General features: G+C 60.2%; 9 protein-coding genes and 1 pseudogene. 4 read left to right on the top strand and 6 right to left on the bottom strand.

Features of this window, described 5'->3' with window-relative positions:
* The first annotated feature begins 98 nt into the window (after positions 1 to 98).
* Complete coding sequence (locus tag ACOYYX_RS17435) at positions 99 to 698, top strand: hypothetical protein (protein ID WP_422931185.1); 600 nt, start codon at positions 99 to 101, stop codon at positions 696 to 698.
* Positions 699 to 810: 112 nt separating this feature from the next.
* Here the strand turns inward: ACOYYX_RS17435 and mscL are convergent, their stop codons facing one another.
* Positions 811 to 1,245 carry a large conductance mechanosensitive channel protein MscL gene (gene mscL, locus ACOYYX_RS17430; protein ID WP_422931184.1) on the bottom strand — a complete coding sequence of 145 codons (435 nt, stop codon included), beginning with the start codon at positions 1,243 to 1,245 and terminating at the stop codon, positions 811 to 813.
* 175 nt (positions 1,246 to 1,420) lie between these two features.
* Positions 1,421 to 3,883: an HD domain-containing phosphohydrolase gene (locus tag ACOYYX_RS17425; RefSeq protein WP_422931183.1), complete on the bottom strand. Its 2,463-nt coding sequence runs from the start codon at positions 3,881 to 3,883 to the stop codon at positions 1,421 to 1,423.
* 582 nt (positions 3,884 to 4,465) lie between these two features.
* Between ACOYYX_RS17425 and ACOYYX_RS17420 the strand changes: the two genes are divergently transcribed.
* Positions 4,466 to 5,332: a hypothetical protein gene (locus ACOYYX_RS17420; protein WP_422931182.1), complete on the top strand. Its 867-nt coding sequence runs from the start codon at positions 4,466 to 4,468 to the stop codon at positions 5,330 to 5,332.
* Between the two features lie 66 nt (positions 5,333 to 5,398).
* Here ACOYYX_RS17420 and ACOYYX_RS17415 read toward each other — a convergent pair whose 3' ends face one another.
* Entirely contained in the window at positions 5,399 to 5,902 is a 504-nt protein-coding gene (locus ACOYYX_RS17415) for a cyclase family protein (protein WP_422931181.1), read from the bottom strand.
* 302 nt (positions 5,903 to 6,204) lie between these two features.
* Between ACOYYX_RS17415 and ACOYYX_RS17410 the strand changes: the two genes are divergently transcribed.
* Positions 6,205 to 7,620: a pyridoxal phosphate-dependent decarboxylase family protein gene (locus tag ACOYYX_RS17410; protein WP_422931180.1), complete on the top strand. Its 1,416-nt coding sequence runs from the start codon at positions 6,205 to 6,207 to the stop codon at positions 7,618 to 7,620.
* A gap of 218 nt (positions 7,621 to 7,838) precedes the next feature.
* Entirely contained in the window at positions 7,839 to 9,335 is a 1,497-nt protein-coding gene (locus tag ACOYYX_RS17405; RefSeq protein ID WP_422931179.1) for an FAD-dependent oxidoreductase, read from the top strand.
* Between the two features lie 18 nt (positions 9,336 to 9,353).
* Here the strand turns inward: ACOYYX_RS17405 and ACOYYX_RS17400 are convergent, their stop codons facing one another.
* The 3 genes and pseudogenes from ACOYYX_RS17400 to ACOYYX_RS17390 all read right to left on the bottom strand — a co-directional run bounded on the left by ACOYYX_RS17400 (position 9,354) and on the right by ACOYYX_RS17390 (position 16,529).
* Positions 9,354 to 10,247, bottom strand: coding sequence for a di-heme oxidoredictase family protein (locus ACOYYX_RS17400; protein WP_422931633.1), 894 nt, complete (start codon positions 10,245 to 10,247; stop codon positions 9,354 to 9,356).
* 255 nt (positions 10,248 to 10,502) lie between these two features.
* A pseudogene (locus ACOYYX_RS17395) lies at positions 10,503 to 11,567 on the bottom strand (RNA polymerase sigma factor); the annotation flags it as partial.
* A gap of 2,859 nt (positions 11,568 to 14,426) precedes the next feature.
* Positions 14,427 to 16,529 (bottom strand): G8 domain-containing protein, encoded by a 2,103-nt coding sequence (locus tag ACOYYX_RS17390; protein WP_422931178.1) that lies wholly within the window; start codon positions 16,527 to 16,529, stop codon positions 14,427 to 14,429.
* Positions 16,530 to 16,582: the final 53 nt, after the last annotated feature.

Genomic DNA, 16,582 nt, shown 5'->3' with positions numbered 1-16,582 from the left:
GTATCCTCCCGAGGAGGTTCCGATCGTCGCTTCTTTGGGAGTGGCGAAGGATTTGGGTCGAGCCCGTTCGACTGCAGGGAAACACCCGGAGACCCGAGATGACGGTTTTTCTGAATTCGCTGTATGAGTCATTGGTTGACAAGTCGCCGCAGCACTTGGTGATGGCCCTTTTTGCCGCCCTGGCAGGTGCTTTGGTCCTCTCGCAAATCTACTTCTTCGTCAGCAAGAAGGTCTCGGATCCGCAGGTCGTCTTGACGGGGGTCATGATCTTCGCAATGGCCTTCGCCACCGTCATCGGGGTCGGGCTGGAGCGGTATGCACGCGATCTCGCCACGTTCAAGAACATCGCCCCTGCGTCGTACCAGCAGCACGCCCGTCGGACGCCGCATTCGAGCTTCGACGTCCAGATCGTGCGCCGGATCATGGAGGTCGCCGACACCGACCGCGACGGCCGGCTCTCTCCACAAGAAGCTGCGCTCGCCGCCTCGAAGAATGTCCGCGATGCGAACACGCAGCCGTCCGACTCCGATTCGATCGACTTCCGCACCCTCACCCGCCTCGTCCGCGTCTCCATCATGGCCCCGCCGCCCCCGTCTCGCCTGACCGAGTTCCACCAGACGAACCTCACCTCGGACACCGCCACTCCTATCTCGATGAAGCGGCCTTTCGGGAAGAAGGCCGAACGCGTCACCAACTGATGAAGGCGCGACGATCCGCGCGAGGCCATGCCCGTGCGGATCTATGGTTTGAGGTCCCGTCGAGGCGGGACCTCCACCTTTCGAACCGAGCCTTGCTGAGAGTCGACGAACATCAGGGACTGGGCGTCGACTTCTGGCTCTTCAAGAGGTCGCGAATCTCGGTGAGCAGTGCTTCTTCCTTCGTCGGCGGCTTGGCCGTCTCCTCTTTGTGATAGGCCGTGATCCAGCCGATGAGCTTGACCACGAAGAGGTAGAGGGCCATCGCCACGATGAGGAAGTTGACCGTGTCTCCCAGGAATTTCCCATAAGGAATCTTCTTGTCGCCGACGACGGCAACCCAGCCCTCATAGCCTTTCTGGCCCGGCATGATCACGCCGACGACGGGCATCAGGATGTTGTCCACCATCGACGAGACAAGCTTGCCGAACGCCCCGCCGATGATGACGCCGACCGCCAGGTCGATAACGTTCCCCTTGAATGCGAAGGCCTTGAAGCCTTCGATCAGAGAGAGGGCCTGCTTTGTGGGGGCCAATGACTTGAGGTCCATGCCTGCACTCCTCGTTTCGGTGCCGATGTTCGCACGAGGCAAGACACTTCTCAGCGATTGATGTGCCGAGCGGTACTCGTTGCGAAAACGTGGCGCACGTGACGTTGAAGAGTGCTGGTGAGATCTCGAGAGGAATGAGACGGAAAAGAAACAATCCAGGATGGCGGTCGATCGTTCAATTTACCAGGTTGATCGATTCTCCGTTGCTTTCCACGATCAGGCCTTCAACGAGGATGACGGGCTCCTTCGGCTTATCGAGCCCGAAGGTGTGGAGGAACGCCTTGACCACTTGCGGGTCGAGGTGCGAGCCCGAGAGCGACTTGATGTGTTCGACTACGCGGCTTTCCGGCCAGGCCGGGCGATAGGGTCGATCCGACCGCAGGGCGTCCCAGATGTCTACGGCTGCGAAGATCCGGGCCGAGAGAGGAATCTCGTGCCCCTTGATGCCGCGAGGGTAGCCCGTCCCGTCCCACTTCTCGTGGTGGCAGTAGGGGATATCGAGGGCTGGTCGCAAGAAGGTGACGGGCGAGAGCCACTCGTGGGCGTAGACCGGGTGACGCTGCATGATCTCCCGCTCGTTGTCGTCTAGAGGGCCTGGCTTCAGCAGGATGGCGTCGGGGATGCCGAGCTTGCCGATGTCGTGCAGCAAGGCCCCGCGACGGATCTGGACGATCTCGTCGTCGTCGAGCCCCATGGCCCTTGCCAGCTGGATCGTCATTTCCGTGACGCGCCGCGAGTGCCCCTCGGTCTCCTTGTCGCGGAGGTCGAGCGCGTGGGCCCAGCCTTCGATGGTCGCGTCGTAGGCGGCGACCAGGCTCGAGTTGGAGCGCTGGAGGGCCCGGAATAGCGATGCGTTGTCGATGGCGATGGCCGTCTGGCCGGCAAGGATCTCGAAGAAATCGACCCAGTCGCGATCGGGCAGGAAGGGCTTGCGGTGGTAGACCTCCAGCACGCCTCGGACGTGGCCGCGTGCGAGCAGGGGGAACGCGTGGTAGGCCACGAAGCCCTCCGACGCGAGGAACTCGGGGGCGGATTCGCGTTCGTCCGACTCTTCCAGGTCCGCAATCCCCACGAAGGATTGCTCGATTGCGGCTCGCCCGGCGAAACCCTCGCCGGCGCGGAGATAGATCGGGGTGTTCACCTGGTTCCGGAACCCCTTGCGGGCCGCATAGCTCAAGGTCTGGTCGGCCGGGTTGTTCAGCAAGACCGCCGCGCCGTCGCAGTGCAGTTCCGCGAGTACCTGGTCGAGGACGACGCCGAGCGTCAGGCCGAGGTCCAGGCTCGAGGAGATCGTCATGTCGATCTGCCGGAGCGCGAAGAGTCGCCTGAGCCTCTGTTCGAGGCGGGCGTTGAGGTCGCGGATCTCCTTGTCGGACCGCATTCGCTCGGTGATGTCGGTCGCCACGCAGATCGAGCCGGAGACCTCGCCGTCTTCGTGATACTTGGGGGTGTAGCGACACTCGAAGGTGCGACCCGCAACGACGGTGTCGGCCTCGAAGCTCGCGCCCGCCACGGCCATTTCGAGGTCGGCGACCATCTTCGGACTATCCTGGAAGACGTCGAAGGCCGAGCGCCCGATAGCGACTTCGGAGCTCGCGTCGATGAGTGAGAGTCCGCGGCCCTCCGCCAGCGTGAAGGTTCCGCTGCTGTCCACGGAGAAGAGGATGACGGGAGCCGCCTGGACGACCGCCTGCAACTGTTCCCGGCTCTGTCGCAGGGCCGCTTCCGCGAGTCGTTGACGCTCTTCCTCGGCCTGTTTTCTCGTCGTGATGTCGTGGAGGATCGTCACCCAGTGGGTTGTACGGCCGGACTCGTCGGCGACGGGCCAGGTGGTCAGCTCGACCCAGTAGGAGCTGCCGTCGTCGCGGTGGTTGAGCCGCTCGAGTCTCGTGGGGTGTTCGACCTGCGTCACTTCGAAACTGGGGTCGATCGGCCTCGGTTCGGTGACATCCAGGAAGGGGGATGAGCTTCCGACGACGTCAGACGCCTCTTCCCCGGTCGTACGGTAGAAGGCCGGGTTTACGTAGACAACCCGAGGTCTAGAGCCCCCGGGGTCGACCACCTCGCTGATGAGGATCGCGTCCTTGGCGTACTCCACGGCCGCCTGGAAAATCCGGAGGTCGTGCTCGGCGAGGAGTCGGTCATCCGCCTCCTGCTGCAACTGCTGGTTGAGGCGGGCGATATCCGGCAACTTGAGGGCCTGAGGGAGGATCCTGATGGTCGCTAAGACCGTCGCCCACGAGACGATCGCCGTCACGGCCTTCAACAGGCCGGCGAATCTGTACGCGGGGAACCAGAAGATCAACGCTTCAACGGCATGACCAATTCCGCACGAGAGAATGAAGGCACTGAAGAGGATGACAATTCGCGGGAACGGGATATCCCGTCGCCATTTCAGGAAGAAGAGGAGGGCCAGAGGGATCGAGATATAAGCCGCGAAGATTGCAAGGTCTGAGCTGATGTGCAGCCATCCCAGCGCCGGAGTCCAACTGCCGCAATACCATCGCCTCGGGAACGAACTCGTATCGAGGAGCCACGAGAGGAAACCCATCTGGCCCGATGCACGCAAGTTGGAGACGCCCGTCGTCTGACCGCACAGCATCGGTACTGCGCAGGTTGCGTGCTCAATGGGAGTCATGCCAGATCCAAGTTGACGTTGAATGATCGCAGGACTGGATAACAACGTCCCGTATCATGAAATGCCCGTGATTCGAGTGCGCGGTTGAAACCTTCTTCAGTTTCTTACAATATTCTTGGGTGGGTTCGATGGGCCCAACGGCTGGCGCATCATTTCCAATGTGAGGGAATTAGCAGCTGACTTCGCCATCTACTCAGGCTAGCAAATCTAGTGCAGTCGACGCAGTTTGTCAAACCTTTCCGATTCCTGTTTTGTTGCCTAAATTTCCTATTTTCGCTATTTAGTGTATCGGCACGAATTTGAACCATGCCAAGTTTGGAAGCTCATGTCGACTTGTGTAGCGGTATATCGCTGAAAAAAGGCGACCTGAGCAGTCTAATGCATATTTTAAAGGCGAGATCGTGGGGAACGACTGCCCAACCTATTCCTTAGCAAAGCTAGAACGACAAAATGAAACTTGCCAAGTAATCGGCCGTAAATCTTCGATTCTCGTGGTATCGGGTGGTCGATCCTAGGATTTGCGCAAGTCATTTCTCTGTTTTTAAGAAACCTTTCTGTTCGGGATTCTCCCGTCGTAACCCCTTGCATTCCAACGACCTCATTCGATGGCAGTCCGACAATAATTCCGCCAGCCGCGGTCAATGGGAGGGGTTTTCTCGGCATCGTTTCAGGGTCACGTCCCTTCTGAGAGAAAATCGTTGCCCGAAGGAGTCGCGTCTCTGCGTGTTGGGAGCAGGGAATTGCAATGATCTGGATTTAGGCAGACTTCTGGAGCTGCATGAGTCGATCGCCCTCGTCGACCTCGATTTCGCAGCCCTCACCGGTGGCGTCGAGAAGCAGCAATTCAGTCACTGCACCTCGATCCAGCCGATCGGAGGTGTGGATCTGACGGGCATTCTCGATGTGATATCCGGCTGGTCATCGAAGGCGTCAATTCCGGCATCGGACATCGCTGCGCTTGCGGAGTGGCCCTCGCAACGAGTCGCCCGGACGCTCTGCGGTCCCTATGACGTGGTGGCTTCGACGTGCCTCCTCAGCCAGATCATCGGCAATGCCTTCCGGGTCGTAGGCAGGCAGCACCCGCAGTTCATGGACGTGGTCCGGGCGATACGCGTCGGTCATCTCCGTCTGATGGCCGAACTCTGCAAGCCCGGTGGGCGAGTCGTGCTGATCACCGATGTCGTCTCGTCGGACATTGCTCCGACATTGAAGATGACCGCAGAGTCGGACCTGGCAGTCCTTTTGCCCGCCCTGATTCGGAATGGGCTGTTCATCAACGGCGTCAATCCGGAGGCCATTGCCTCGACCTTCCGCATGGATCCGATTCTGAACTCCGTGGTCGTGGGCCTAGAGAGGACCGCCCCCTGGTTCTGGCGGCTCCATGAGCGGCTCTACGTCGTCCTGGCGTTCCAGTATCGCAAGTCGTCGGCGAGTTTGCTGTCGATTTGAGAAACGTGAGCACCCGCCCAGGATTGACCGAGGTGCGTCCCATGCCTCGACCCCGAGACCTTCCCATCATCGAATCCTGCGAGAACTGCGGCGCCTGCTGGCAGCACGTGTGCATCGCCCAGGATCGGTGCTCTGGGTGTCGATCCCAACGCCCCGGATATCCTTCCGAATCGACAGGTATTCGGCGGCGTTGCTCGAGAAACCGGGGAAGTGGAGTACGCACTGTTCGTCGCGATTGACGTATCGCGCGGGCTCCTTCCGTCGTCCCTCCCAGCCCGTCTTCGCCACGACGAATGCACCGGGGGGCAGGGGACCATGCCGGCGCTCCCAGGCCTCGATGTCGGCGACGCTGACCCCGTAGTCGGGCGAACCTTCGACGGCTCGTTTCACGTCGAACACGACGAGAGGACCGTCTCCCCCTTGGGTGATTTGCGTTGCACTCACGAAGGCGGCGAGGCCAAACACGATGACGAGTGCAAATCTGCCCGCATTGTGGCGCCCGTAGCAAATCAGGGCATCGTCGCTCACGGCTCGAAGCGACCTCCGAATATCCTGGCGTCGTTTGTCCATGATGATTCTTTTGACTGAGCATGTTGATGTTTTGATTCGATTGTAATTGCGGACAAGATCGCGATCTCTTGAAATCCTCGATTGCATCTTTTCAATCAAAGAGAGTTCCATTGAATTTGAATTCAATTGCCCGCCAGCTTTCCCACCAGTGAAGGCGAAAATCGGGGACGGAAGACTTCATCGCTGTACGCGGGTGTGGACCTCGATTTCTTGACCGCCATCGCCCTGGGTGGATAGCCTGAACCGGGTCGGCTCTGATCGTAGCCTCGCAGGCTTTCAAGACCCCAGGTTCGAGGATTGGTGTGACCCCTGAAGAGTTCCGCAAGCATGGGCATCGTCTGATCGATTGGATCGCGGACTATCGCGCGACGATCGAGCAGCACGACGTGATGGCCGGCACGCAGCCCGGCGAGATCAAGGCCCGGATTCCCTCGAAGGCTCCCGAGTATCCCGAGGGTTTCGACGCCATCCTCGATGACGTCGAGCAGACGCTGCTGAACGGGCTGACGCACTGGCAACATCCGAGCTTCTTCGGCTACTTCCCCGCGGTCGCCTCGCCGGCGAGCGTCCTGGGCGACCTGCTCAGCACAGGCCTCGGCGTCGTCGGGCTGTCGTGGCAGGCGTCGCCCGCGCTGACGGAACTCGAAGAGGTCGTCTGCGGCTGGGTTCGCGACCTCGTGGGTCTGTCGGACGCCTGGAGCGGCGTCATCCAGGACACTGCGTCGACCAGCACGCTCGTCGCCCTGATTTCGGCAAGGGAGAAGGCGTCGGACTTCAGCCTCGCCCGGGGAGGTTTGCAAGCCGAGCGCCAGCCGCTCGTGGTCTACGCCTCGGGCCAGGCCCACAGTTCGGTCGAGAAGGCCGCTCTCCTGGCCGACTTCGGCCGCGAGAACGTCAGGACGGTCCCTCACGACGCTTCGTACGCGATGGACCCCGAGGCCCTGGATGCCCTCATCCGGCAGGACATCGAGGCCGGCAAGAAACCTTGTGCCATCGTGGCGACGACGGGCACGACGATGTCGACGGCCATCGACCCCATCCGATCTATCGCCCGTATCGCCAAAGCACACGACCTCTGGCTGCATGTCGATGCGGCAATGGCCGGTTCGGCGATGATACTTCCCGAATGCCGATGGATGTGGGACGGGGTCGAAGAGGCAGACTCGCTCGTCATCAATGCCCACAAATGGCTGGGAGTGGCCTTCGACTGTTCGTTGTATTACGTCCGCGATCCGCAGCACCTCGTCAGGATCATGTCGAGCAACCCCAGCTATCTCCAGTCGTCGGCCGATGGCCGCGTGGTGAACTACCGCGACTGGAGCATCCCGCTCGGCCGCCGCTTCCGCGCCCTGAAGCTCTGGACACTGCTTCGCGCCGAGGGGGCCGAATCTTTGCGAGCCCGACTTCGGCGCGACATCGACAACGCCCGCTGGCTCGCAGAGGTTGCAGGTTCCTCGCCGGATTGGCGGGTCCTGGCCCCGGTCCCCTTGCAGACCGTCTGCCTGCGTCACGAACCGGCAGGACTCGAAGGCGAGGCCCTCGACCGTCATACCCTCGATTGGGTCGGCCGCATCAACGCGTCGGGCAAGGCCTATCTCACTCCAGCAACCCTTGATGGCCGCTGGATGGTCCGCGTCTCCATCGGCTCTGGGACCACGGAGCGAGCCCACGTCGAGTCGCTCTGGGAATCCATGAGACAGGCGGTCGAGCCGAGGTAGGCCCGGTCGTTAACAATCCCGGAGGGTTGAGACCGCTTGCCTCGAAGCATCCTGGGGGCCAGGACCTTTCCGCGAAGTAGATCGATCCGGAACCGCCGAGTTCGCGGGTACGAGAGTTGCGAGATTATTGAGAAAGCTTATCCGATCGAATCGAATGAACCAGGCTCGAGAAAAGGTGCAGCATGCCGAGCGATTCGGGGCGAACGAATTCCGTCTGGATGGCGGCGGCAGTGCCGAAATACACGCAACTCTCGGAGAATACCGAGGCCGATGTCTGCGTGATTGGCGCGGGGATCGCCGGCCTGACCACGGCCTATTTGCTCGCGCTCGAGGGCAAGTCCGTCATCGTGCTCGACGACGGGGCCATCGGGGGAGGCGAGACCGGCAGGACGACCGCGCACTTGACCGCCGCCCTCGATAAGCGGTATCTCGAACTCGAACGCCTCCACGGTCAGAAAGGGGCACGCCTCGCCGCCGAAAGCCACGCCGCGGCCATCGACAAAATCGAGCAGATCATCAAGGATGAAGACTTTACCTGCGACTTCGAACGTATCGACGGATACCTCTTCGTCCCCCCCGGCGGTTCGAAAGAGTTGCTCGATCGCGAGTGGGTCGCGACGGGCAACATCGGCCTCAAGACCGAGGTCGTCCCGCGTGCCCCGATCAGTGGATTCGACACGGGGCCAAGTCTCCGATTCCCCGGCCAGGCGCAATTCCACCCCCTGAAATACCTCGCGGGCCTGGCCTCGGCGATCACGCAACGCGGCGGGCGGATCTTCACCGGCTCACACGTTGAGCGGGTCGACGGCGGTTCCCAGGCGAAAGTGAAAACAGCCGACGGCCACACCGTCTCCGCAGGCTCTGTCGTGGTGGCCACGAATGTCCCGTTCAACGACCGGATGACGATCCACACGAAGCAATATCCCTATCGAAGCTACGTCATAGGGGCTCGGGTCCCGACCGGAACCGTCTTCTCGGCCCTCTACTGGGATACGGCCGATCCCTATCATTACGCCCGAGTCCAGCGCGTCTCGGCCGTCGACGGCTCCGGCGAGCACGACATCCTGATCGTCGGCGGCGAGGACCACAAGACCGGCCAGGCGGACGACATGGACGAGCGATTCGCACGCCTGGAGGCCTGGGCCCGCGAGCATTTCCCGATGATTGTGGCCGTCGACTTCCACTGGTCGGGGCAGGTAGTCGAACCCTTCGACGGCCTCGCCTTCATCGGACATAACCCGCTCGACGCGAAAAATGTTTATATCGCGACCGGTACCTCGGGCAACGGCATGACCTACGGCACCATCGCCGGCATGATCCTTTCCGACCTGATCGCCGGCCGGACGAATCCCTGGGCCACGCTCTACGACCCGTCCCGAAAGACTCCCTGGGCCGCCAAGGACTTTGCCCGCGAGAATATCAACGTCGCCATGCAATACACCGACCTGGTCAAGGGGGGGGACGTCTCTTCGGTCGACGACATCGCCCCCGGCTCCGGTGGCGTGATCCGCGAAGGCCTCAAGAAGATCGCAGCCTACCGAGATCCGTCCGGAGAACTCCATCGCATGACGGCCATCTGCCCGCATCTGGGATGCGTCGTGCACTGGAACTCCGCCGAATCCACTTGGGATTGTCCCTGCCACGGGAGCCGATTCAGCCCGAACGGCCGGGTTGTGAACGGCCCCGCGGCGGATGGCCTCGCCCCGATCAAGTAGGGTGAGTTTGATGGAATTTCAACGCTGGCGGGTCGGGGCCGCGAGTGACTTGAGGAAGGCTTTCAGCTGCCGCTTCCGCCTTGGGGAGAGGTCGGCATATCGCCTCGCCGAGGTCGCTCCCTGCCCGGCGTGCAGGGTGATCGCTTGCTCGATGCTCGAAGCCCGGCCGTCGTGGAGATAGGGCCCTGAGTCTCGCAGTCCCCAGAGTGGGGGCGTCCGCCACTCGCGGAAGCCCGCGGCACCGACCGACGAAGGGTCGCCGGCTTCGTTACCTGCGTTGGGTTGGTTCTCGACGAAGACGTTATAGCTGCCGACATCCTCGAGCACGGGGCTCATGTCGTGAAGGAGTAAGTCGCTGTAGATCCCTTCGGCCCCGCCGAGGTTCGGGGTGTGGCAGTGACCGCACCCGATGGTCTTGAAAATATCGGCCCCCGCCTTGATCTGCACGGCTTCATGATCGTCGGCGGGATTGATCGCACCTGGGGCGGGGAGCTCCTTCACGAACGTGACCAGGGCGAAGCATTCGTTGGCGTCCATGTCGAGCCCATTGGCTCCGCGTCCCGGGAACCGGGGGTCCCCCGCCTGATGTTGTTCGGGAAGTTCGAGCCCCATCTCGCCGGAAGCTGCCGACATGACGAACTCCTTGAGCGTCGCCGTCTGAGCCTTCCAGCCGAAACGGCCGATTCGCCCGTCTTTGAGGCGGCTCACTCGTCCTTTGATGCCGGTGGAACTCGGCAGTTTCTTCCTGGCGATGGCCTCTATGGCCTCGTCGGGGATTGCATCGATCAATCCCACGCCGAAGAGGGGCGTCGGGTTTCGCTGCGAGATCCTCACCTGGATGGCCCCATGTTGTCCGGGCACCGTGCCTCGCCAGTGGTTATAGGCCGGGTCAGTCCCGTAGCGATGAAGCACGACGCTTCGCCCCTGGCGAAAACCGGGATGGATTGCAGAAAGTGTCACTGGGTCGAACCCAGGTTCCAAGCGAGAGTGCCTTCCCGCGGTATTACCCATCTGGTACTGGAACTGCCCGGCGCCCAGGTCCATGCTGAACGAATAAAAGAACCCGGGCGATTGGCTCGATCGGTCATGGAATGTCGCGATCTCGATGTTCTGATCGATGCCGCCGGCCCCTCCCGTACCCCCTTGAAAGTGGCAGGCGACGCACGAGGTGCCGTTGAACACCGGCCCAAGGCCATCTCCTCCATGACTCCTCGCGTCATCCTTGATCCAGTCCCTTTCAAACAACTCGCTCCCCCGCACCTGTTCCCTGTTCATGGGAAGATGGGCTGGGTTCATCGCGAGATACCGCCCGGAAGGGCGCACCGGCTCGACGGATTCGACCTTCCTCTGGCTCGCTTCAGGCTGAACATCCTCGGGGAGAATGTTGGAGTCGAGTTTGGCCGCTTTTGTTGCCCCCCGGTTCGATTGCCGACCCGTTTGAAGTGTGGAGTTGGGATGAGTGGATAATTCGGCTGCTAACGGAGGCACTGCCGCCTGGGATCCGGTGACGCCCGGTCCCGGTCGTGGACTCGTCGCTTGAAGAATGACCACGAAGAGTAAAAATGCCAGCACAAGCGAGACGATCGTCTTTACATGGAGGTAAAACATGGTTGGCAGGGCCGATTCCGCGAGACGCATCACGTTCGACGAGACTAATCCCGCCGCGTTTTTCCCCGCCGCGAATCTTACGGCCGCCGCGGCCGTTGTTTCGGCCCACTCTCGCCCGACTGAAAGATGCATCGCCGCTAAGACTGGGAAGGTCAGCGGGGCCCCGAGGCCGATTCCTCGGCGCGTCAAACGCGATCGGAGTCGCTCTCGCCCGCGATGCAGTCGAATCTGGACAGTCCCCAGGGGCCAGCCGAGGACCTTGGCGGCCTCGGCCTGGGTCATCCCTTGCAGATAGCACAGGATGAGTGGGCTCCGATAATTCTCAGGGAGTCGATCGACCTCCTCATGCAACACGCCGAATCCTAGTATTGCGTCATTATCCGGCCAATGCGATTGGCGGTTCTGCATACCTTCGGCCTTTCTCCGCTCGGCGACTCTCCTTCGAATACCTTCGGCTCTTGCTCGCCTCGCCACTCGGAGAGCAACGCCGTGCAGCCATGGGCTCAGTGCCTCGGGCTTCCGGATCGAGCGGGCCCTGCTCGCGAGGATGAGAAAGACCGCCTGGGTTGCGTCTCTCGCCTCCTCGCGCTCGCCGATGACGTCGAGGCAAACACGCAAGACCATCGCGCCGTGTCGGTCGACGATCGACGCAAACGCTGCCTCGGCATCATCGCCTGATAAGGAGAGGAATCGCCCCAGGGTCTGGCCGTCGGTAGCAACTCCTACGATCTCACTGTCTTCGGGCTCTTTCACCACCGGAGGCCCCGCCATTACCCCATGCGCCATAGCTCAGATCCTCCCCTGATGGGTTAACTCTCAAAGCTAGTGCAGCGAAGGAGGAGGTTGCATTTCATGATTCTGAGAATTCCGTGAGAGAATCAAGGAATTCATGAGCGCAAGACGTGGTAACAGGATGGGGGAAACGCCGATGGGCTGTTCTTTGGCGGGAAGTCTGCTGCTCACTAATTGGCATCGAGATGTTCAAGTGAAGGGGGCGGGACTGTTCGACTCGACCGTGTGGTGAGGCAAAGTTGCTTGCGACTCTTGTGCACAAAAAAATTAATATCTAATATTGTTTATTTCAAGGCGCGGCATGTCCCTACCCCCGACCAGCTGAGCCTCGCTCCCCCGCGTGACAGAGGCGGTGCTCACGACGCCTGATTTGATTTTGACGCTTAAGCGAACTCGGACTTTCTGGTCGATTGATTGGGAACACGAATCTCTGCATCCATCGCAGTCGAACTGGAAATCTCTTACGTCTCGACAGTTTTGATGACTTTGAATGTTATCGAAGAATAGTAAAAATGGACACTGAATGACCATACATTTCTGAACGGAACTTCTTCCCCAACCAGGAGCTCGTCGATCGAGTCTAATAGGCTGGTCCTTTCCTCATCCGTCATACCGACGATCGGCTCACGTTTCTGTCCCCAAACTCGTATGGCGTCCTTGACGTCGTCCGTATCCGTGGTGGATTGATAGGTTTGAAGGCCTTGGGCATCGCTGAAGATGAATGTCCAGAGCATCGATGTTCTCCACGCATTCGAAAAGAATTTATGTGGATCCGCCGATCGCATCGCCCTACGTTCGTATCGAGCAAGTCCGCATGGCGTCAATTTGCGAATCGGCAATCATCGAGGAGTAGGTTGCATCTTCGATACCGGGCGAGAGGACGTTTCCGTCTTCCATTCATCCTCGAGATTCCGGGAGCGTGCAGAGCCATGGCCGCGAGCCTGCGGTCCTGCTTCAAGGGCTTAAGTCCGCGACTTCACATCGCTTAGGGAGACCTGAATCAGGAGTTGATTTCCTGATCGTCCTCCCGATGATGGGGTGCCCCCTTGAGGCGATTCAATGTGATTATGGTGATAAGTTGCTGGGATGTGTGTCCGCGCAGGCGGCAATTGCGAAGTGAAAAGTGATGGATACAAAATATGGTAACGAGATGTGTTGAAACTGGTTCCGATTTCAAATGACTTTTATCATGCGTTAGCCAGCAATAAGTCTCTACTCGTCACCGGGACGCGAGTTGGGCGGGCACAGACTTTCGGAGTTGATGAATATCTCCGCTCGAGGCTGGGGCCAGATCGGGATCATAATATACGCTGAACTCGACTGATGAATCGATTCGGTCGGTGTTCGTGGCCAGTGCTTGAGTAAAAGTACTACGTGGTGGTGATCTGGGGAAAGGAGTCGAGTCTGAGCGAATTGGAATGGTGTGAGTGAAAGAGAAGCCGGGGCCGGAGGCCTCGAGCCAACGGCCCCTCATTCGCAGATGCTCGGATCGGTCAGTCTCAGGCCTGCTGGACGTCGTGAAGGATCGGAAGATCGGCGCTGGTGAAAGGTGAGGGGGCCGCCGACAGCGGGGCCGATTCCTCACGCAACAGCCCACTCCAACGGCAGACAAGACATTGGTACCGTCGGCTCTCGATCAACCGTCCCAGGAAGCGATCGAACTGGGAGCGGGGCGTTCGCTTCAACGAGAAAGAATTGTGGCAACGCGGGCATCGCTGTTGGCGAGACGACAACGAACGTACGGTGTCGACAACCTTGGCCAGGATCGTGAGAGAGGCAGCAAGCACAACGAACGCAGCAGCGTAGACCAGCATGGGTATAACCTCCGGGTCTGGAAAACCCGAAACCCTTGACCGCGGTGAAGGCAGCGGACCGAACCATGCTTCGAGAGCGAAGCTGTCGAAAAACAAGGGCCGCAGCCGGGGCGACGTCGCCCGAGAGTAGGTTACTTTAGGCAGGAGACAGTCGAGAAGCAAAACGTTTTTTTCCAGAATAGATTCGATTGCTGCAACTCACGAGTATGTCAGGACTTGCCCTACTTGAAGTTTTTGCGTATTTCGTTCAAGGTGCTCAATCGGCCCAACTCATTCAGTAACCCCGAAGTTATTCGGATGTCTTTGCAGCAAATATCGAACGAAGTGGTGCAACCCTCCCGATTTGCAATGTCGATAAAATCCACCATTTCGGATCGCGAAGTCGTTGCATTCGGATTAAGACCATCCGGGTCAGATGATCTGCCATATTATTTTATGATGATAATCTGAAAAATTGATTCGATTTGTTGATTCTCAAATTCGTTCGACTTGCACGATCACTTCCTCCGAGACTGCTGCATATCATTGAGTAGGAGCAGCAAAGGTCGGCGCGGATTGACGACCGGCTGTGTCTTCCGATCAGAACGGGGCAGGTGATCGATATTAGAAAAGTTGGAATGAAATTGAGTTAATACCGTTCAATTCGCATGGCAACAGCAAGCCCTGGAAATAAAGAAGGTCTGTCACGTCCGGTGCTTGATCGATGAGTCATGACCAACAAGGTTTCGAATCCGAATCAAGATTCCAGGTCTTCTCCCGCATGACTTGACTCAAAGCACAAGACGTAAATCGCCCTAGCCCAGAAAGCGATCGGCTCGCCGGTCAACTCACGCGAGTGATGACCGGCGAGCCCGTCATCAACCTGCAGGCGCAAAAATCACTCGTGTGCTCGTCTTGCGAGCGTATGAGAAGGGCTGCTCAAAGGAATCGCGTGAGGGACTTTTTCGCGGTTGCCGGCTGAGTCTTCCGCGTGGGCCGTGATGGTCTGAGACTCCCCCTGCGTCAGTTCGAGTTCGAGTTCCCACTCGGCGAAGTTCTGCCGGGTTGGGCTCGCCTCGTGGCCATTGACGAGTACGCGACGAATCTCGGAATTGTCGCAACTCGCGCCCCGCACTCTCACTCGCCGTCCCAATCCAGAGGTTGACTCGATCGGAGTAACGCCCGTAATCATGGTCGAAGGAGGAAAGTCGTCGACGGGTTGGAGGAACGAGATCGGATCATCCTTGGCGGACCTGCCCGGCCTGGGCAGGAAGATTCCCATCGAGATGATTCGATCCATCTTCAACGACGAATACTCGTGATGATCCATCACGGTCCGCCAGATGCCGTACTGCGAGTCGTAGAGATCCATGCCCTCGGCCCGGACTGAGGGGGATCCAGCATGGAAGGCCCAGTGCGTGTCCCACGCCCGGTAATTCTTGATCAAGAACGGGTGACGACGGTCGGGGCCCACGCCATCGACGTCCTCAATCTTTCCGCCGGGGCCAGGGTAACCCGGCACACCTCCGTCGCTGAACCCGCCGAGGTTGAAGCCGAAGAAACGCTGGCAGTGGGCCTCATTATTCTCGAACCGGATGAAGGGCAGGGTGCGGATATCCGTCTTCTCCCGCTTCCCGTCCGGCTGGAGCACGCGCAGCGAGGGATCGAAGCCGTCGCCTGCGAAGACCTCGAAGCGGAAGCCGTCCTGATCGCACTCGGCCGCCACGTTATTTGTGAACGTGTTCAGGCTGTTGGCCCACCAGAAGCCCGAGCCGAGATTCTTGTCATACGGCAGGACCTGATCCGGCAGCGGCTTACCACGGAGTGCCATCACGGCGAGGTTGCGGTCGAAGACGTTGCGTGTCTCGGTGCCGTCCTCGAGGAAGAAGCCGTGGCCCACCGACTTGTAACCGACATTGTCGCGGAAGACGAGGTAGCTCGTGCCGTGGACGGTGATCCAGCGATTCTTGCTGTCCCAAATCGACGCCCCGATGACGGAGCCGCCTCGCATCGACTCGCCCGCGAGGTGGAAGTGCAGGCTATACTTGCCGAGCACGCCTTCCTTGCCGAGGTGACGGAACTCGGCGTACGAGATCGAGCCCGACGAATGCTTGTGATACATCGTATGCCCGCGGACCCCGTCGGGATCGGCCGACTCGACGACGACATTGCGGGTCAGGTTGGCGACCTCGGCGCGATAGTCCCCCTGGGCGCGATGGTCGAACTCGAGGGGCTTGTCGAGCGTGACCAGCGCGAGCCCGCTCTCAACATACGACTTGATCGACTTGAGGTGCCGCTCCTCGGTCGAGGGACGCTCGGCGACGCTGACGGTCCGCGTCTGCTTGTAGCCGAACTGCCGTGTCGTCCCGGTGAGGATCAGGTGATCCCCGGGCTTCCAGCCGGCGATCTCGGACTGCTTGAGCAGTACGATCGGCTCGTCGCGATAGGCCTCGCGGCCGAGCTTGACCCATGTCCTTTCCAAGGGTGCGCCGTGGAATTCCATGCGGCCACCGCAGGAGATGATCGCGGGGCAAGTGACCGGATCCAGGCCTTTGAAGTGCTTGAGTCGGATTAAGGCTTTCTTACCGGCGGGGATCGGCTCGCCGGGCAGGCCGACCAGCAGGGCCGGGCGGGAACCGTTCGATTCCATCGCGCCGTGAGCATCGCAATCGAAGCCGTTCTCGCTGGCGTCGTCCCCGGGCTGAACCTTGATCAGTCCGACCTCGAGACGGGTATCGCGATCTCGGGCGAACTCGAGGATACCCGCGACGTGAATCGAGCGGATTGCTGCGCCTTCATTGAGGTCATAGACGACCGTGTGGCCGCCCTTGACCTGGACGCGGCTCCCTTCCGCAGGGAGCTTGCCACCTTCCCAGGTCGACGGTGCGGACCAAGGGCCACTCGCGGCCGAACGGACCAATGGAGGTAGATCCTCCGCCGAAACCTGGCCGGCGGCTGCAAAGACGATCGAGCAAAAGAGGATCAGGCGTCGATGCGACATCGGATGTTGAACTCCTTGACGGAGGGGGATCAAAAAGTCGACCTGGGAGGCCC

It is taken from the genome of Singulisphaera chitinilytica (assembly GCF_049331405.1).
GTDB lineage: Bacteria > Planctomycetota > Planctomycetia > Isosphaerales > Isosphaeraceae > PoT.
Note: the sequence above shows the minus strand (reverse complement) of the source record. Positions and strands in the feature narration are given on the sequence as shown.

Bases quoted from the DNA above. Each gene is read 5' to 3' on its own strand.
- ACOYYX_RS17435 (WP_422931185.1), top strand. From the start codon at position 99: ATGACGGTTTTTCTGAATTCGCTGTATGAGTCATTGGTTGACAAGTCG.
- mscL (WP_422931184.1), bottom strand. From the start codon at position 1,245: ATGGACCTCAAGTCATTGGCCCCCACAAAGCAGGCCCTCTCTCTGATC.
- ACOYYX_RS17415 (WP_422931181.1), bottom strand. From the start codon at position 5,902: ATGGACAAACGACGCCAGGATATTCGGAGGTCGCTTCGAGCCGTGAGC.
- ACOYYX_RS17425 (WP_422931183.1), bottom strand. From the start codon at position 3,883: ATGACTCCCATTGAGCACGCAACCTGCGCAGTACCGATGCTGTGCGGT.
- ACOYYX_RS17405 (WP_422931179.1), top strand. From the start codon at position 7,839: ATGGCGGCGGCAGTGCCGAAATACACGCAACTCTCGGAGAATACCGAG.
- ACOYYX_RS17390 (WP_422931178.1), bottom strand. From the start codon at position 16,529: ATGTCGCATCGACGCCTGATCCTCTTTTGCTCGATCGTCTTTGCAGCC.